Origin of the sequence: Candidatus Microthrix subdominans, assembly GCA_016719385.1 — a bacterium.
GTDB lineage: Bacteria > Actinomycetota > Acidimicrobiia > Acidimicrobiales > Microtrichaceae > Microthrix > Microthrix subdominans.
The window spans coordinates 664748-681853 of sequence record JADJZA010000001.1 but is presented as its reverse complement, the minus strand read 5'-3'; the positions used below and the strand labels follow the sequence as shown (position 1 = coordinate 681853).

At 70.8% G+C, this 17106-nt stretch carries 16 protein-coding genes and 1 tRNA gene; 3 read left to right on the top strand and 14 right to left on the bottom strand.

Features of this window, described 5'->3' with window-relative positions:
- Positions 1-9: 9 nt before the first annotated feature.
- The 11 genes from IPN02_03220 to lysA all read right to left on the bottom strand — a co-directional run bounded on the left by IPN02_03220 (position 10) and on the right by lysA (position 12219).
- Positions 10-708, bottom strand: coding sequence for an L-threonylcarbamoyladenylate synthase (locus IPN02_03220; GenBank protein ID MBK9295884.1), 699 nt, complete (start codon positions 706-708; stop codon positions 10-12).
- Complete coding sequence (gene prmC, locus IPN02_03215) at positions 705-1643, bottom strand: peptide chain release factor N(5)-glutamine methyltransferase (protein ID MBK9295883.1); 939 nt, start codon at positions 1641-1643, stop codon at positions 705-707. The genes IPN02_03220 and prmC overlap by 4 nt, the downstream gene beginning before the upstream one ends.
- Positions 1640-2710 carry a peptide chain release factor 1 gene (prfA, locus tag IPN02_03210; protein MBK9295882.1) on the bottom strand — a complete coding sequence of 357 codons (1071 nt, stop codon included), beginning with the start codon at positions 2708-2710 and terminating at the stop codon, positions 1640-1642. The genes prmC and prfA overlap by 4 nt, the downstream gene beginning before the upstream one ends.
- 9 nt (positions 2711-2719) lie before the next feature.
- Positions 2720-3871, bottom strand: a complete 1152-nt coding sequence (locus IPN02_03205; protein ID MBK9295881.1) for a hypothetical protein — start codon at positions 3869-3871, stop codon at positions 2720-2722.
- 17 nt (positions 3872-3888) lie between these two features.
- Positions 3889-4176 (bottom strand): type B 50S ribosomal protein L31, encoded by a 288-nt coding sequence (locus IPN02_03200; protein ID MBK9295880.1) that lies wholly within the window; start codon positions 4174-4176, stop codon positions 3889-3891.
- A 139-nt stretch (positions 4177-4315) separates the two neighbouring features.
- The gene (gene rho, locus IPN02_03195) at positions 4316-6088 is read right to left on the bottom strand and encodes a transcription termination factor Rho (protein ID MBK9295879.1); all 1773 of its coding nucleotides are present in this window, start codon (positions 6086-6088) and stop codon (positions 4316-4318) included.
- A gap of 219 nt (positions 6089-6307) precedes the next feature.
- Positions 6308-6730 (bottom strand): hypothetical protein, encoded by a 423-nt coding sequence (locus IPN02_03190; GenBank protein MBK9295878.1) that lies wholly within the window; start codon positions 6728-6730, stop codon positions 6308-6310.
- Entirely contained in the window at positions 6727-7950 is a 1224-nt protein-coding gene (gene apgM / locus IPN02_03185; protein ID MBK9295877.1) for a 2,3-bisphosphoglycerate-independent phosphoglycerate mutase, read from the bottom strand. The genes IPN02_03190 and apgM overlap by 4 nt, the downstream gene beginning before the upstream one ends.
- Positions 7951-8069: 119 nt before the next feature.
- On the bottom strand, positions 8070-9458 hold the full coding sequence (locus tag IPN02_03180) for a threonine synthase (GenBank protein MBK9295876.1): 1389 nt from the start codon (positions 9456-9458) through the stop codon (positions 8070-8072).
- A gap of 17 nt (positions 9459-9475) precedes the next feature.
- Positions 9476-10747, bottom strand: a complete 1272-nt coding sequence (locus IPN02_03175; GenBank protein MBK9295875.1) for a homoserine dehydrogenase — start codon at positions 10745-10747, stop codon at positions 9476-9478.
- Between the two features lie 119 nt (positions 10748-10866).
- Positions 10867-12219 (bottom strand): diaminopimelate decarboxylase, encoded by a 1353-nt coding sequence (lysA, locus tag IPN02_03170; protein MBK9295874.1) that lies wholly within the window; start codon positions 12217-12219, stop codon positions 10867-10869.
- Positions 12220-12270: 51 nt separating this feature from the next.
- Between lysA and IPN02_03165 the strand changes: the two genes are divergently transcribed.
- A tRNA-Arg gene (locus IPN02_03165) sits at positions 12271-12342 on the top strand.
- Positions 12343-12399: 57 nt separating this feature from the next.
- Here the strand turns inward: IPN02_03165 and IPN02_03160 are convergent.
- From IPN02_03160 to IPN02_03150, 3 genes are all read right to left on the bottom strand, one after another.
- On the bottom strand, positions 12400-13200 hold the full coding sequence (locus IPN02_03160) for a hypothetical protein (GenBank protein ID MBK9295873.1): 801 nt from the start codon (positions 13198-13200) through the stop codon (positions 12400-12402).
- Positions 13201-13268: 68 nt separating this feature from the next.
- Complete coding sequence (locus tag IPN02_03155) at positions 13269-13910, bottom strand: DUF2510 domain-containing protein (protein ID MBK9295872.1); 642 nt, start codon at positions 13908-13910, stop codon at positions 13269-13271.
- 47 nt (positions 13911-13957) lie between these two features.
- A complete protein-coding gene (locus tag IPN02_03150) occupies positions 13958-14773 on the bottom strand; it encodes a glucose 1-dehydrogenase (GenBank protein ID MBK9295871.1) in 816 nt (271 codons plus the stop codon).
- Between the two features lie 40 nt (positions 14774-14813).
- Here IPN02_03150 and IPN02_03145 point away from each other — a divergent pair, with 40 nt between their 5' ends.
- Entirely contained in the window at positions 14814-16049 is a 1236-nt protein-coding gene (locus IPN02_03145) for a class I SAM-dependent methyltransferase (GenBank protein MBK9295870.1), read from the top strand.
- Between the two features lie 36 nt (positions 16050-16085).
- Complete coding sequence (locus tag IPN02_03140; protein ID MBK9295869.1) at positions 16086-16955, top strand: alpha/beta hydrolase; 870 nt, start codon at positions 16086-16088, stop codon at positions 16953-16955.
- Positions 16956-17106 lie beyond the last annotated feature (151 nt).

The following is a 17106-nucleotide window of genomic DNA, read 5'->3' as shown; positions in this document are numbered from 1 at the left end:
GCCTGGAGGCTACTTCACGCTTCCCCGCCACAGGTCACCGATTGCCGCAGCACTGATCGGGCCGTTGCGCAGCACGCGCAACCCATGCGACCAGCCACCGGCCGCCGCCGGCACCTCGACCACCGTCGAGGCCGTGCCGGGAAGCGGCCCCCCGTCAACGACCAGCGACGCCTCGCTCAGCGCAGCCCACGCCTCGATCAGCGCCGACAGGGGCCCGAGGCGCACCAGCGGCTCCCCGCCGGCCGGGTTTGCCGACGTGACCGCCAGCGGGCCCACCGCCTCGGCCACACGGCGCACCAGCTCGTGATCCGGGCACCGGACACCGATCGTGCCCGAGGCGCTCACCACCGGCGCCGGAGCGCCGGTGGCTGCGGGCGCCACCAGGGTGAGCGGCCCGGGCCACAAGGCCGACGCCAGGCGGGTCAACGCCTCGCCGGGCCGGTCGAACAGCTCCAGCCCCTGGGCCGGGGAGGCGACGAGCACCGCCACCGGCTTGTCGGGGTCCCGCCCCTTGATGCGGGACAGCGCCTCGACGCCGCCGATGCCGGAGGCGAGCACCGCCAGCCCGTACACCGTGTCGGTCGGGATCAGCACCGTTCCGCCGGCGACGAGCACCTCGGCGACGAGCGCCACCGCCGCCTCGAGATCGATATCGTCGCCACCCGACGGATCGGCGACCACGCTGATCACCCGGGCCACCACGCTCATGTGGTCGACATCGCCCGGCGGGCGGCCAGGGTGCGGTCACGCCCGGCGAGATCGGGGTGGACGGCCACGTCGCCCAGGCCCACCTCCTGCGCCAGCGCGGCGGCTGCAACACCCTGGTCGTCGCCGATCTCGACGACGAGCGCGCCGCCCGGGCGCAGCCAGCGCGCCGCACCGGCGATGATCACCCGCAGGTCGTCCAACCCGTCCGTCCCGGCGCGCAGTGCCGCTGTCGGCTCCCAGTCCGCAACCGTCGGTGGCAGGGGCGCGTCGTCGGGCACGTAGGGCGGGTTGGACACGACCAGGTCGACCGAGCCCTCGAGCGTCGGATCGAGCGCCTCCCACCACGACCCCTCCGCCAGCCGCACCCGCTCGGCCCCCGCCCCCAGCCCGGCCAGGTTGGCCCGCGCCAGGGCCATGGCGTCGCTCGAGCGCTCGGTGGCGATCACCTGCACGCGCGACCGCTCAGCGACCAGCGACAGCGCAATCGCGCCGGTCCCCGTGCCCAGGTCGACGGCGAGCGGGGTGCGGCGTCCCGCGTCGATCGCACGGTCCAGCTCACCCAGCGCCACCTCGACCACCGCTTCGGTCTCCGGTCGAGGGATCAGCGCCCGGGCGTCGGTCGCCAGGTCGAGCTTGCGGAAGGCCCAACGCCCCAGCACGTACTGCAGCGGTTCGCCACCCACGCGGCGGGCGACCATCGCATCCAGACGACCGACCTGACCGACCGTGACCGGACGGACCGCCTCCAGCGCCTGCTCGGCCGGATCAAGCCCGGTCGCCTCCTCGAGCAGCCACACCGCCTCGACCCGGGCGTTGTCGAGGCCGGCCGAGGCCAAGCGGGCCTGGGTCTCCGCCCGGAGCTCGGCGAGGGACATGGTCGGCCCCGCCGGCCCAGCGTCGGACGGCCCAGCGTTGGGCGGCTCGGTGTCGGTCACGTCTCGGAGGTGAGCAGGCGGGCCCGCTCCTCGGACAACAGGGGGTCGGACACCAAGTCGAGCTCACCGGCCAGCACCTTGTCGAGCGAGTACAGGGTGAGGCCGATGCGATGGTCGGTCACCCGGTTGTCCTTGTAGTTGTAGGTACGGATCTTCTCCGAGCGCCCGCCGCCGCCGCCCTGGGCCCGCTTGGCGCCGGCGGTCTCCGCGTCCTGTTCGGCCCGGCGCAGCGCCAACAGCCGGCTGCGCAGCACCACCATGGCCCGCTCGCGGTTCTGGGTCTGGCTCTTCTCGTCCTGCATGGCGACGACCAGCCCGGTCGGCTCGTGGGTGATGCGCACCGCCGACTCGGTCTTGTTGACGTGCTGGCCGCCGGCGCCCGACGCCCGGTAGGTGTCCACCCGCAGCTCGGAGGGGTCGAGGTTGACCTCGACCGCGTCGGCCTCGACCAGCGCGGTGACCACCGCCGAGGAGGTGTGCACGCGGCCTTGGGCCTCGGTGACCGGTACCCGCTGCACCCGATGCGGTCCGGCCTCGAACTTCAGCCGGCTCCAGGCGTCCGGCCCGCTGATGCGCACCAGCGCGCCGGTCAGCCCGCCCAGGTCGGACGCGTCGGCGCTGATCACCTCGAAGCGCCAACCGTGAGCGGCCGCCCACGTTCGGTACATGTCGAGCAGCTCCCGTGCGAACAGGTTGGCCTCCTCGCCCCCCTCGGCACCGCGCACCTCGAGCAGCACCGGCCGGCCGGCGTCGGGATCCTTGGGCATCAGCTGTGCCCGCAGGTCCTCCTCCGCCACCGTCACCGCCGCCTCGGCGTCCCGGGCCATCTCGGCCAGCTCCGGGTCGCCGCCGCCCTCGGCGATCAGCTCCCTCGCAGCGGCCAGCTCACCCTCGGCCTCCCGCCAGGCGTCGATCGAGGCGACGATCGGCTCCAGCTCGGAGTGGCGCTTGGCCAGCGAGATCTGGCGCTCCCGATCGTCGTACACCGCCGGATCGGCCAGGCGCATGCCCACGTCGCCGTACTCGCGCGTCAGGGCATCGAGGCGGGCGCTGCTGAGCTGTGACACCCGAACAGGTTACCGGTGCCCGGCGACGGGCTCCCACGGCGGCACGACCGCCACGATCTCGGGTTCGGTGAGCGCCAGCGCCGCCACCCGGCGCGTGCTGGGCACGATGTCGTTCGGTGGCAGGGCCAGCACCAGACGCGCCGACGCGTCGGTCTGGGCGGCCAGCTCGAGCGCTGCGGGCACCAGGTCGGTGTCGACACCGGTCGAGCACACGACGATCAACGCCCGGCCGTCGACGTCGTTCCCGACGGCCGCCGCCGGGGCCGAAGCCCTCAGGCCGCGGCGCACCCACAGGCCGGGAAGGGCCGCCAGCTCGGCTGCGCCGATCACACCGGGATCGGCGATCAGGGAGGTGCGAAGCCAGCGTTCGCGAGCCAGCCGGGCCATCGGGTGGGTGGCGTTGGCGTGGGCAGTGTTGCCCATCGTGCGGGCCAACCGCACCAGGTCGGCCGCCCGCTCCAGGGCGTCGCGACGGGACAGGTCGGACTGGGCGACCGCGGAGAGCTCCTGGTCGAAGCGGCCAACGCCGATCGCCAGGCTGGGCACGCCGTCGGTCACGGTGATGCGGGCCACCTCGAGCCCGGCCACCTCGCCGAGGATCATGCCCGGCTCGGCACAGGGCTCCAGCCCCACGTCGCGCAACAGTTCGACAAGCTCGTCGGCCTCGACCCCGGGCGCGGCGGGGACGTCCGGCGCCGGTGCGGCGGTCACCTCGACGACATCGGTGCCCTCGACGACCCACACCCGCACGTCGGGTCGAAACAGCCCACCGATCCGCGCCAGTTGGGCCCCGATGGTGCGGGCGTCGCCCCCGTCCAGACCGAAGCGGTCGTCGGCCGCGGGGGACGACCCGGCGAGACCCGGATCGTGGTCGACCGGGTGTTCGTCGACCGGCACGGTCGGGTCGAGCACCAGGTCCACACGGGCCAATGCCTGGGCGTTGTCAGCGCCGTCGAAGCGCTTGGCCGCCCAGGACAACGCAGGGCCCAGGCTGCGGCGGCTGGGCCGGCCGATCAGCACGGCCACCCGATCAGCGCTCGCCAGGGCCGCGCCGTCGGCCAGGCCCTCGCCTTGGTCGACGTCGACCGTCAGGCCGAGGTGTGCCCCGGCAATGGCCCGCAGCTTGGCGGCGCGCAGTGCGCCCAGGCGGTCGCCCGACACCTGCCCGGAGGAGGTGCCTACGACTTGGAGTCCTCGGCACCGGCTGCATCGCCGGAGCGGGCGCGGCGGCCGTAGCGACGCTCGAAGCGCTCGACGCGACCGGCGGTGTCGACGATCTTCATCTGGCCGGTGAAGAAGGGATGGGAGTACGAGGAGATCTCCACCTTCGCCAACGGGTAGTCCTTCCCGTCGGAGAACGTCACCGTCTCGGTGGTCGCAATCGTCGACTGGGTGATCCAACGCTCGCCCGAGGAGTTGTCGTGGAACACGACCTGGCGGTACTCGGGGTGAATGTCTGGGCGCATAGCGATGTCCTGAAGGGTTGAAGGGTGCTGTGGGTGGGCAAACCTGTGGGCGGGCAAACGATCGCCCGGAAGCCCAACAGCGCTCAGCGACGCTAGCGGGCCGGGCCGCCCTTTGCGACTCAGCGGCCGGTGCGCCCGCTCATCGGGGCACCGCTGCGAGCAGCGCCGCGTTGTCGGGGGTGGCCTCGATCGCCTCGACCAGCCACTCCAGCCCGGCGAGCGGCGAACCGCTCTCGTTGAGCGCGGTCAGGTGACGGCGAAGGGCCCGCACCTGCTCGGCGGTCGACTCCTCGACCAGCTCCGCCAGGTGGCGGGTGGCGGTCTCCTCCACCTCGAGGGCGGGGAAGACCTGCCAGTCGGCGGCCCGCCGGTTGAGGTGGACCTCCATGTTGGCGGTGCCGGCGAACTCGGCCCACACCAGGTCGTCGGCGGCGGTCGCCGCGTCCGAACGGAGGGTGGCCAGGATGGTCAGCGAGCCCGGCTCGTTCAGGCTGCGGGCCGCACCGAGAAAACGCTTGGGGGGAAAGAGGGCGGCCGAGTCGATGCCGCCGGGCAGCGTGCGCCCGCTGGGTTGGCCGACCGCCGAGTAGGCCCGCACCAGGCGCGTGATCCCGTCGAGCAGGATCACGACGTCATTACCCAGCTCGACGAGCCGCTTGGCTCGCTCGAGCGTCAGCTCCACCACGTGGGTGTGCTCCTCGGGCGGTCGCTCGAAGCTGGAGGCGATCACCTCGCCCCGGGTCAGCTCGCCGAGACCGGTGATCTCCTCGGGCCGCTCGTCGATGAGCAGCATCATCACGTGGGCGTCGGGGGTGGCCGCTTCGATCGCCCGCGCCAGGCTGGCCAGCACGGTGGTTGCCCCCGAACGGGGCGGTGCCACGATCAGCCCCCGCTGCCCCAGGCCGATCGGGGCCAGCAGATCGATCGCCCGCGCGGTGGCGTCGTCGGAGTCGTCGCCCAGCGTGAGGTCCACCCGCTGGTGGGGGTACACCGGGGTGAGGTCGTCAAAGCGCGGCCGCTGACGGGCCTGCTCCGGGTCGAGGTCCATCACCTTGTCGACCCGCAACAACGCCGGGTTTTTCTCTCGCCCGCCGGCCGGACGGTAGGCGCCGGTGACGTGGTCGCCCTTGCGAAGGCCGTTCTGGCGGACCATCTTGGCCGAGATGTAGACGTCCTCCCGGGAGGGCAGGTAGCCCTTGACCCGCAGAAAGCCGTAGCCCTCGTCGCGCAGGTCGAGGAACCCGGCCACCTCGACCGGCTCACCCTCCCACTGGGCGTCGTCCTCGTCGCGGTTGCGGCCACGCCGGCGCCCGCGACGGCGGCGGTTGCCGTCGTCGTCCTCGTCGTCCTCGGCCTGGGGTGCCCCGCCATCGGCCCGGTTACCGTTGACGTCGTCGGCGCCGTTCCCCTGCTCGACCCTGCCCTGACCGTCCCTGGGCTGGTCGTCCCTGCCCTGATCGACCTTGGGCTGCTCGACCTTGGGCTGCTCGCCCTTGGTCCGGCTGTCGCCGTTGGCCTGATCCTCGGCGTTGGGCCGACCACCGGCCGGTGCCCGGGCGCCCCGCCGCTGTGATGCGTTGCCGCCCGATCGGTCGTTGCCTCGTCCGCCGGCGGCCTGGCCCGCTTGGGAGCGGTCGTCCTCGTCGGCGCTCGCCTCGTCGCTGGAAGCTGCCGCCGTCGAAGCGGGTGCCTTCGACGGAGCGCCGTCGTCGGAGGCGTCGTCCTTCGTCGGGTCGGCCTCGACCGGTGGGGCCTCGTCGACACCGGCCAGCCGCAGGATCAGGTCGACGATGTCGGCCTTCTTGGCCCGAGCGGGCGGCTTGGTGCCGAGCGCCGTGGCGATCGTGACCAGCTGGGCGCGGTCCTTGCCTTCCAACTTGGAGCGTTCCAGGTCGATCGAATCGTCCGCCATGTGGGGGATCCTCTTCATCGGGCGTCGAGCCACTCAGGGCGATTCGACACAACGTTCGCCCTCGCCGGGCGTCGTTTTCGGGTGAATCTGGCCGATGATGGAAGCGGACGCCACGGTGAAGTCACCAGCCTCTTCCAAGGAAGCGGTCGTCGCTCATCTTCGGCTCGGTGCAACCATCGTAGCGAGCACCCCCACTGCGATCACAAGCCTGCCGACGGTTCAGGCGTCGTCGGGCTCCGGGGCCTGGTCATCCGCCTCGGGGTGCAGCGACACCCACGAGTTCTTGGGCTCCTCCGGGTCGAGGTAGACCCGGATCGGGCCGTCGTCGTCGCCCTCGCGGGCCTCCTGCACCACCGGCGGCCGAGTGCGCTCACGGCCGTAGACGATTTCCTCAAGGGCCATCCCGGCGTTGAGAAACGCCGCCGACACCGCACCCTTCCGGGCTCGGCTGGGCAGCGCCGGCGCCTCGTGGCTGTCGGCCTCGTCGTCGAAGGTCGGCATCCAGTCGTCGTCGAAGGGCTCATCATCGAGCGGGCCGTCCGCAAATGCCCCCTCGTCGAACGACCTGGCTCGCGACTCGTCGGTCGACAGGTCGGACAGGTCGTCCATCCCCCCGCCGGCGTGCTCCTCGGGGTCGCTCACGGCGCCACCGAAGCGGTCGCCGAGGCCCCGGCCGGATCGACGGGCTGCGGCTCGCGCTGCAGCAGCTCGGCCATCAGTCGATGGCCGGCGAGCACGGGCTCGTCGGCCACGCCGGGCTCGCTGTAGGTACCCCCGGCGCCGTCCTGGGCCGAGTCGACCAGCAGGTACGGCACCGGCTCGGTCGTGTGGGTCTTCAGCGCCACCGGCGTCGGATGGTCGGGCAACAGCAACATGCGCCACGGCCCGAGAGCGTCGAGACGCTCGACCAGGTCGGTGAGGATCCGACGGTCCCAGTTCTCGAGCGCCTCGACCTTGGCGGCGACATCGCCGGCGTGCCCGGCCTCGTCGGTCGCCTCGACATGGATGACGAACAGGTCCTTGCCGGCCTCGAGCCCTGCCAGTGCCGCATCGCGCTTCGCCTCGTAGTCGGTGTCGTACCAGCCGGTGGCCCCCTCGACCTCGACGACCTCCATGCCCGACAGCACACCCAGGCCGCGCACGAGGTCGACGGCGGTCACCATGCCCGCCGAGACCCCCCACCGGCCGGCGAAGTCGTCGAGGGCGGGCTGGGTGCCCTGACCCCACAGCCACACATGGGTCGCAGCCAGTTCGGGAAACTCGGCCAGCACCTCGGCCGAGGTGTCCATGATTCGTCGAAGCTCGTCGGCTCCCGGACCGGTCGGCCACTGCAGCGCCTTACCGGACAGGTCGTGGGGCGGGATGCACTCGGCGTCCAACCAGTCGTCGGGGGCGACCATGATGTGGCGGTACTGCACGCCGGGCGTGAAGCCGAGGTGGCCATCGGTGTCGGGCACCGGCCCGCCGAGGCGCTCGTCGAGGGCGGCCATCGCCGCCGCCGCGATCTCGGAGTCTGGGTGACCGCCGGCGAAGTCGACCATCTCGGTGGCGTCGTCGTTCAACACGACCAGGTTGGCGCGGAACGCGATCTGTCCCTCGGGCAGCACCATGCCCAGCGCAGCGGCCTCGATCGGCGCGCGTCCGGTGTGAAACTGGCGCGGGTCGTAGCCCAACAGCGACATGTTGCCGACGTCGCTGCCCGGCGCCATGCCCTCGGGGATCACCGCCGCCTGCCCCACCGTGCCCCGGGCGGCGAGGCGGTCGAGGGTAGGGGTGTGCGCAGCCTCGAGCGGGGTCAGACCGCCCAGTTCGGGCACCGGGTGATCGCTACAGCCGTCGGGAACACACACCACGTACTTCATCTGTTCACACTCCCGCCACAGCTCGCGTCACGCCACAGCGCTCACGGCGCTGTCTCTCCAGTTCCATGTCACCGTTCACACTCGCGTCGCGGTTCGATCCAACCAATCGCATCGGCCCATCATCGCCCATCGTCGGCGTGCGCACGCATCAGGTTCTGCACGTCGGCCAGATCGGCCGCCACCGCGTACGCGTGCTCGGGACGCTCCAGCAGGTCGGCAAGCGCCTCGGGCAACTCGGGGCGCACCCCGGTGGCCGCCTCGACCGCATCGGGAAACTTGGCCGGATGGGCGGTGGCCAGCGCGACGATCGGCACGCCGGGGACCCTGCGGGCCTCGGCCGCACGCAGGCCGATGGCGCTGTGCGGGTCGACCAGCAGCCCGCGTCGATGCCAGGCCGCCATTTCCTCGTCCACCTCGTCCTCGCTCACCCGCACGCCATCGAAGTAGTCGGTAATGGTCCCGTGCACCTCGGGGAGCACGCGGTATTCGCCGTCGGCGGCGAAGGCCGCCATCGTCGCAGCACACGCCCCACCGTCGCGGCTGGTCGCCTCAAAGAGCAGGCGCTCGAAGTTGGACGACACGCCGATGTCCATCGACGGGCTGGAGGTTGCAACCACGTCGGCCGCCACCATCGCCCCCTGGTCGAGGAAGCGCACCAGGATGTCGTTGCGGTTGGAGGCGACGATCAGTCGTCCGACCGGCAGGCCCATCGCCTGGGCCGCCCACCCGGCGAACACGTTGCCGAAGTTGCCGGTCGGCACCGCAAAGCTCACCGGAGCGCCGTCGGGAGACACCGCCAGATGTGAGGTGACGTAGTAGACGATCTGGGCCATCACCCGCGCCCAGTTGATCGAGTTGACCGCACCCAGGTTCACCTCGGTGCGAAACGCCTCGTCGGCGAAGGCGGCCTTGACCAGGCGCTGGCAGTCGTCGAAATCGCCTTCGACCGCCACCGCATGCAGGCTGGGGTCGGCCAGCGTGGTCATCTGGCGGCGCTGCACCTCCGACACGCGCCCGTCGGGGAAGAGGATGAACACCTCCACCGCGTCGGAGTGGCGACAGCCCTCCATCGCCGCCGATCCGGTGTCCCCCGAGGTGGCACCGAGCACGGTCAGCCGCTCGCCGCGACGCCGCAGGGCCACGTCGAAGAGCCGGCCGACCAGCTGGAGCGCCACGTCCTTGAATGCCAGGGTCGGGCCCCAGAACAGCTCGGTCAGGTACAGCCCGTCGCCCAGGTTGCGCACCGGGCACACGTCGGGATGGTCGAACACCGCGTACGTGTCGGCGACGAGAGCGTCGAACTCGGCCCGCTCGAACTCCCCGGCGACGAACGGCCACATCACCTCGGCCGCCACCTCCGCATACGGGCGACCGCGCAGCCGGTCGAGGGGAGGCAGCTGCGGCCAGCGCTCGGGCAGGTACAGCCCGCCGTCGGGGGCCAGGCCGCCCAATAACACGTCAAAGAAACCCTGGGGTTCGGCGCCGCCCCGGGTCGAGACGTACCTCATCGGTTCCACCTCCCGGTTCACTCGGCCACCACGCGCAGTACCGAGGCCACTCGGGCGACCGTGTCCAGGCGCCGCAGATCGCTCAGGCAGGCCTGCACGTCGCGTTCGGTGGCATCGTGGGTGATGAAGACGATGCGGGCGTCGTCGCCGAGGCCCTCCTGTTCCATCGAGCGGATCGACACGCCGTGCGAGCCGAACACCGAGGCCACCTCGGCCAGCACGCCGGGACGGTCTCGCACCTCGACGTTGACGTAATACGGGCTGGACAGATCGTCGACGCTTCGCAGCTGCGCCTTGGCCAGGTGCCCCACCGAGGCGTGGGTGCCCCGGGCCAGGTTGGCCGCAGCGTCGATCACGTCGCCGAGCACGGCGGACGCCGTCGGTCCACCGCCGGCGCCCCGGCCGTAGAACATCAGGTTGCCCACCACGTCGCCCTCGACGAACACCGCGTTGTAGCTGTCGCGCACGCCGGACAGCGGGTGGTCGGCGCTCACCATCGCCGGATGCACCCGGGCGGCGATCGACCCGTCGTCGAACCGCTCACAGATCGCCAACAGCTTGATCGTGTAGCCGAGGCGCCGGGCGAAGCTGATGTCGGCGGCGGAAACATCGGAGATGCCCTCGTGAGCGACGTCGCCCGCCACCACCCGGGCGCCGAAGGCAATCGAGGCGATGATCGCCGCCTTGGCGGCGGCGTCAAAGCCTTCGACGTCGGCGGTCGGGTCGCGCTCGGCGTAGCCCAGGCTCTGGGCGCTGGCCAGCGCGTCGGCGTAGCTCACGCCCTCGGTATCCATCTGCGAGAGGATGTAGTTGGTCGTGCCGTTGACGATGCCCATGATGCGGCTGATCGGCTCGCCGACCAGCGACTCGCGCAACGGCCGGATGAACGGGATGCCACCGGCGACCGCCGCCTCATAGAGCAGGTCCACACCCGCCGCCTCGGCGGCGTCGGCCAGCTCGCTGCCCACGTTGGCCAACAGTTCCTTGTTGGCGGTGACCACCGGCTTGCCGGCCGCGAGCGCCGTCGCGATCAGTTCCCGAGCCGGCTCGATGCCCCCGATCAGCTCGACGACCAAGTCGACGTCATCGTCGCTCACAACCCCGGCGGCGTCGGTGGTGACGATCTCAGGGTCGAGGGCCACGCCGCGCTCCCTCGACATCGATCGGACCGCCACGCGGCCCACCCGCAGCCGGATGCCGGTGCGGGCCTCGATCGCGTCGCCGTGCTCGGCGATCAGCCCGATCAACGCCGCCCCGACGTTGCCGGCGCCCAGAACGCCCACGGCGATCTCGGTCGGATGGGCGGCGGTGGACTCGACTGCGATGGGGCTCACGGGCTGCCACGCTACCGGCCGGGAACGCCGACGTCCGAAGCGGTTTGGCCAACGGCCTCACAGCCGGTGGGTGGTTAGCCCACGTCGGTGGCCAACAGGTCGTCCATCGTTTCCCGGCGCACGACCAGGCGCGCCAGGCCGTCGGCGACGAAGACGACCGGAGGGCGCAGCACTTTGTTGTAGTTGGAGCCCATCGAATGCCCGTAGGCGCCGGTGACCGGGGTGGCGATCACGTCGCCCACCGCCAGGTCGGCGGGTACCGCACCGTCGACGACCAGCTTGTCCCCCGACTCGCAGTGCTTGCCCACCAGGGTGACCGTGCGAGGCCGCTCCGCCGCCACCGCCCGGGGCAGGAAGGTCTCGTAGCCCGACCCGTACAGCACCGGCCTGGGGTTATCCGACATCCCCCCGTCGACGGCCACATAGGTGCGCACGCCGGCGATCTCCTTGATCGTCCCCACCCGGTACAGGGTGATCGCTGCGGCTGCGGCGATCGACCGGCCGGGCTCGGCCGACACCGTGGCCCGGATGCCCGCCTCGTCGCACGCCCGGTGGATGCCGTTGGCCCACTGGGTGATCGTCGGCGCCTCCTCCCCGGTCACGTACGGCACGCCCAACCCGCCGCCGACGACGAACTCGGGCAGGTCCCATTCACCGACGATCGGGCCGAGCATCGCCAGCGCATCGGCGAAGTTCTCCGCCGAGAACACCTGCGATCCGATGTGCACGTGGATGCCCATCAGCTCCATCGCCGGGCTGGCGGCGGCCCGGGCCAGCGCGCCCGCCGCATCGCCGGCGGCGAGCGGGAAACCGAACTTGGAGTCGGGCACCCCGGTGGCCACCTCATCCAGCGTGTGCACCTCGATCCCGGGGTTGATCCGGATCAGCACCGCAGGGGACGGGGCGCCCCCTGCGACCAGCGCCTCGATCCGGTCCAGTTCGTCGAAGCTGTCGACGACGATGCGACCCACCCCGTCGCGCATCGCCAGGTCCAGCTCCGCCTCGGACTTGTTGTTGCCGTGCATCACCAGCGACGCGGCCGGTACCCCGGCGGCCCGGGCGACGTGGTACTCCCCGCCGGTGGCGACGTCGATCGTCATGCCCTCCTCGTGCACCAGCCGGGCCATCGCCCGACACAGAAACGCCTTGGAGGCATAGGCCACCCGGCCGTCGAACGCCGCCATCGCCTCGCGGCAGCGCTCCCGCAGGTGGGCCTCGTCGTAGACGAACAGCGGGGTGCCGAACTCCTCGGCCAGGTCGAGAACGTTGCACCCACCGATCAGCAGCGTCCCGTCCCCGTCGGCCTCGGCGGTCCGTGGAAGCAGCTGGGGTGGCACCGGGCGGGAGCGGTCGGTCGGCGACGGGTTCGATTGCACCCGGTCAGTTTGCCCGCCGGCCGGCGTCGACCCCGAAGTCGTTCCGACCATGGCCCATCCCTGAGCTACGATGCACCCGCTCGAAGCATGCTTTGAGACCCCGCTCCCGTAGCTCAGGGGATAGAGCATTGGCCTCCGGAGCCATGTGCGCAGGTTCGAATCCTGCCGGGAGCACAAATCGAGGCGGTCGAGCGCGCGGACTCACGAGGCCGCCGTGTTACGGAGTCGGCGTCATTCGTAACATTCCACCCCCTGGTATCGTTCGGACCGCAGCCAGGTCATCTCAAACGCCGCCTGATCGTTCTCGCTGCCTACGTTGCCGGACACGTTGGCCTCGGCGCTTTGAACCGTCCATCGATACGAGTCCTCATACTCACCAAAGTCAGGTTCGGCCGGACGATATTCCAGGGAAACTTGCGGGAATGCGTCCCGCACGATTCCAAGGGTCGCTGCCGGGTTGACACCATCCACTGACCCGAGCTCAGCCGGAAAAGACGCCGAAGCCAGGTTTCCCGCCTCATCCATGCTCAGGCGAACGTTGTCGGCCTCCCAGCGCGCCGACGTTCCCGGGGTGCACTCCGACTGCTCATTGACGGTTACCTCGTCCGGCGGGGAATCGAGCGCCGCACTCACCGCCTCGATCGCCTCATCTCTCTGCGTGCCGAACGGCAGCGACACCAGGCCCTCGGCCGACCACTCGAAGGGCAACTCCAGCGCTTTCGGCGGTGGCTCGGTGGTTTCCGGTGTTTCTTGGCTGGCCTCGTCGGCGGCGGCCTCGGTCGGCTCGGCTGTCCGCTCGGGCTTGCCGGATGCCGCTGCCGCGCGCCCGCTCGCAGTCACCTCACCGGACCCTGCGCCACTGCCGCGTAGCGCCAGGCCCAACACCAGCACCGACGCCGCCAGGAACACCAACGCCAGCGCCGTCAGCAACAGCCACCGACGACGTTTCTCTTCAGGTCCAGCTGATACCCCAGTGGGCGAAACCGTCAGTTGCTCCGCAGCTGTCGGGGTGTCCTCGGGCGTGTCGACCATAGGGTCGGAACCTAGTTCAAAGGTCGGTGCCGGTCCTTGCCGAAGCGCTCAGCGAGCCGTTAAGCGGCTCAGCCCGCCCACCATCCGCCCTCGGTCGGGGCCTGATCGGGAGCGCTCTCGACGGCGAGAACCTCCGCTTCGACGACGTCCTCACCGCCCGAGTGCGGAGCCCAGGGTGAGCTACCCGGAGTGGCAGCGGGCTGGTACGCCGCCGTCTGGCCGTACGCTTGGGTCTGCTGCAGCGGCGGCGCCAACGCCTGCGGCGGCGCGGGGATCGCCGTGGGCACGATCGGTGCGGGTGCCATCACGCCCGGAGACTGCGAGGTTACCGACATGGCTGCACCACCGAAACGGCTGTTGTATTGCGATGCGCCGAGGGCGCCCCAGATGATCGAGCCGATCCAAATGAAGGGGATCGGGATGAGCAACCAGCCGATCAGAACCGACGAAGCTAACAGCACCACGCCGCCGACGACCGACCCGTAAAGCGTTCCGAACGGCCCGAACATGAAGGCGAGAAAAACGGCGAGACCCACCGATTTCTGGGGGCCGGCGCTGCCCACCTGCATCATCGTGACGTTGGTGGTGTGCTGGGCAACCGGTTGGATCGGGGGAGCGCTGGCGCTCACGTGTGAGGTCCACTGCAGACCATCGAAGTACCGCAATTGAGCGGGATTCTGCGGGTCCGGGTACCAAGAAGCATCTGCCATCGACAAAACATAGTTCGCTGCCAGCACACTCCAAAGAATTTTTTCGATTACCTCGCGGTCCAGCCTCCGTCGACCGCCAGAGTTACCCCGGTGACAAAGCTCGATGCGCCCGAGGCCAGGAACAACAGCGCTCCATCGAGCTCGTCTGCTTCACCCGGCCGTGCCATCGGGGTTTCCCGCACGATGAACTCCATCGCCGCCGGATCGTCGAACATCGTTTCGGCGGTCATCTCGGAATGGAACCAGCCCGGGGCGATCGCGTTCACCCGCACGCCCTTGCGGCCCCACTCTGCGCCGAGCTGGCGGGTCAGGTTGACCACGCCGCCCTTCGCTGCGCAGTACGCGGCCTGTTGCACCGGGGCCGAGGCGACCAGCCCCAGCATCGAAGCGATGTTGACGATGCTGCCCGAACCGGCCTCCAGCATCACCGCTGCGGCCTGGCGTGACAGGGTGAACAGGCCCACCAGGTTCACCTCGAGGGTGGCGCGCACGTGGTCGTTGGTCTCGTCGATCGCCCGGACCGCCTCGCCGAGGCCGGCGTTGTTGACGAGCACGTCCACCGAGCCGAATTCGGCAACGGTCCGATCGACCAGCGCCTGGGTGGCCACCTCGTCGGTGACGTCGCAGGCCTGCACGACCACCCGGGCCCGGCCGGGCAGGTCGTTGAGTTCGGCGGCGAGCTTCACCAACCGGTCCTGTCGCCGGGCGGCCAGCACCACGTGGGCACCGGCGGCGTGCAGCACCCGGGCAAACCGGCGGCCCAGGCCCGAGGAGGCCCCGGTGACCACCGCCACCCGTCCGGACAGATCGAAGAGCACCTCGGGCGGCCGAACCTCCGGATCGACCACCACATCCGTTTCCATCTCCGAGGACGCTACCAGCGCCGACCGGTACGCTCGATGGGTGCTCGAAGCGCTCCCTCCGGTCAACGATGCCCGGCTCGCCGTGCGGGTCACCAGCGATGCCCTGCGCCAGATCCGCGGCGGTCACCCCTGGGTGTACGACGCCTCGATCACGTCGCTCAACCACCGGGGAGCCCCGGGTGACCTGGCGATCGTCTTCGACCAGAAGCGCAAGTTTGCCGCCATCGGACTGTACGACCCCGACGGCCCGATCGCGTTGCGCATCATCCACGTCGGCAAGCCCCGCCCGATCGACGACCACTTCTGGGCAGAGAAGGTGGCCGACGCGGCGCAGCTGCGCCGGCCGTTGATGGACGTTGAGCCCGGCGGCCGTCCCGCCTACCGCCTGATCAACGGCGAGAACGACGCGTTGCCGGGCTTCGTCGTCGACCGCTACGCCGACACGCTGGTGGTCAAGGTGTACTCGCCGGTGTGGTTCCCCCACCTGCGGCACCTGGTCGAAGCGCTCATCGACGAAACGGGGGCGGCGGCCGTCGTGCTGCGCCTGGCCCGCAACGTGGCGGCGGGCGACACGTTTGGCCTGGCGGACGGCGACGTAATCGCCGGGGTGCTCGCGCAGAACCCGGTCGCGTTCACCGAGGGTGGGCTGAGCTTCGAGGCCGACGTGCGCGCCGGGCAGAAAACCGGGCACTTCCTCGACCAACGGGCCAACCGCATGCGGGTGGGCGAGCTGGCGGCGGGATGCGACGTGCTCGACCTGTTTGCGTCCACCGGCGGGTTCACCGTGCACGCCGCCGCCGGAGGCGCCACCAGCGTGCACAGCGTCGACCTGTCGGCGCCCACCTTGGCGGCGACGAAGAGGAACCTGGCCCTCAACGCCCACCTCCCCGCTGTGGCCGCCTGTACCACCACCTCCGAGGTCGGGGACGCGTTCGAGGTGATGAGCGCGCTGGCCCGGGCCGGCAACACCTACGACCTGGTCATCATCGATCCGCCGTCGTTCGCCCAAAAGCGCTCCAGCGTCGACGGCGCACTTCGGGCCTATGCCCGCCTCACCCACCTGGCACTCCCGCTGGTTCGACCGGGCGGCACGCTCGTGCAGGCGTCGTGTTCCAGCAGGGTCTCTGCCGAGGCATTCTTCTCGGCTGTGCTCGATGCAGCCGACGTCGCCGGCGATGAACTGATCGAGCTGGCGCGCACCGGCCACGATCTCGACCACCCGGTTACCTTCCCCGAGGGCGCCTACTTGAAGGCGGGCTTTTGGACGGTGCGATGACCCCACACCCTGCCCCCACCAAGAAAGCGCTCTGAGATGGCTTCGATCAAGACCAACGGCATCACGATGGAGTACGAATCCACCGGCGATGGCGAGCCGCTGCTGTTGATCATGGGCCTCGGCGGCCAGCTGACCGACTGGCCCGAGAACGTTCCCGAGCTGCTGGCGAGCCGAGGCTTTCGCGTGATCGCCGTCGACAACCGCGACCAAGGCCTCTCGACGGAGATGGACTGGACCCCGCCGTCCCAAGCCAAGTCGGTCCTGGGCACGGTGGTCGGCCGACCGCCCAAGGCCGGCTATTTGCTCTCCGACATGGCGGCTGACACCGCAGGCCTGCTCGATGCGCTCGGCCTGGATTCCGCTCACGTCGTCGGTGCGTCGATGGGCGGGATGATCGCCCAGACCCTGGCGATCGAACACCCCTCCCGAGTGAGGTCCCTGACGTCGATCATGTCCAACACCGGGGACCGCAAGGCCGGCCGCCCCGCCGCCCGGTTGCTCGCCGCCATGGCCCGGCTGCCCGAAGCGACCCCCGCCACAGCGGTCGACCGGTCGGTGCAGACCTTCAAGCTCATCTCGGGCCCCCACTTCGACGAAGAGGTCCACCGCCGACGCGCCGCTCACAGCGTCGCCCGCTCATTCCGACCGGCGGGCACCGCCCGCCAGACCGCTGCGATCATGGCCAGCCCCGACCGCACCGGTGGTCTGCGCTCGCTGCGGGTGCCCACCCTGGTCGTCCACGGCCTGCTCGACCCGTTGGTGCGCCCCAGCGGTGGCATCGCCACCGCCAAGGCCGTGCCGGACTCCCGTCTGCTGATGTACCCCGACATGGGCCATGACCTCCCCGCACCTCGCCTCGGCGAGACGATCGAGGCCATCCGACGCAACGCCGAGCGGGCAGGCTGATCCGCAGCGCCGCCTGCGCGTCTCACCGGCGGGACCACGACGACCGTCAGCCTGGCCGACTGGCCGACTGGCCGAAGACTGGATCCAGCAGCACAGCGACAGCGGGCGTCGGCCGCACCCAAGCAACTTCTGGGAATTGCCCCGTTTGCGG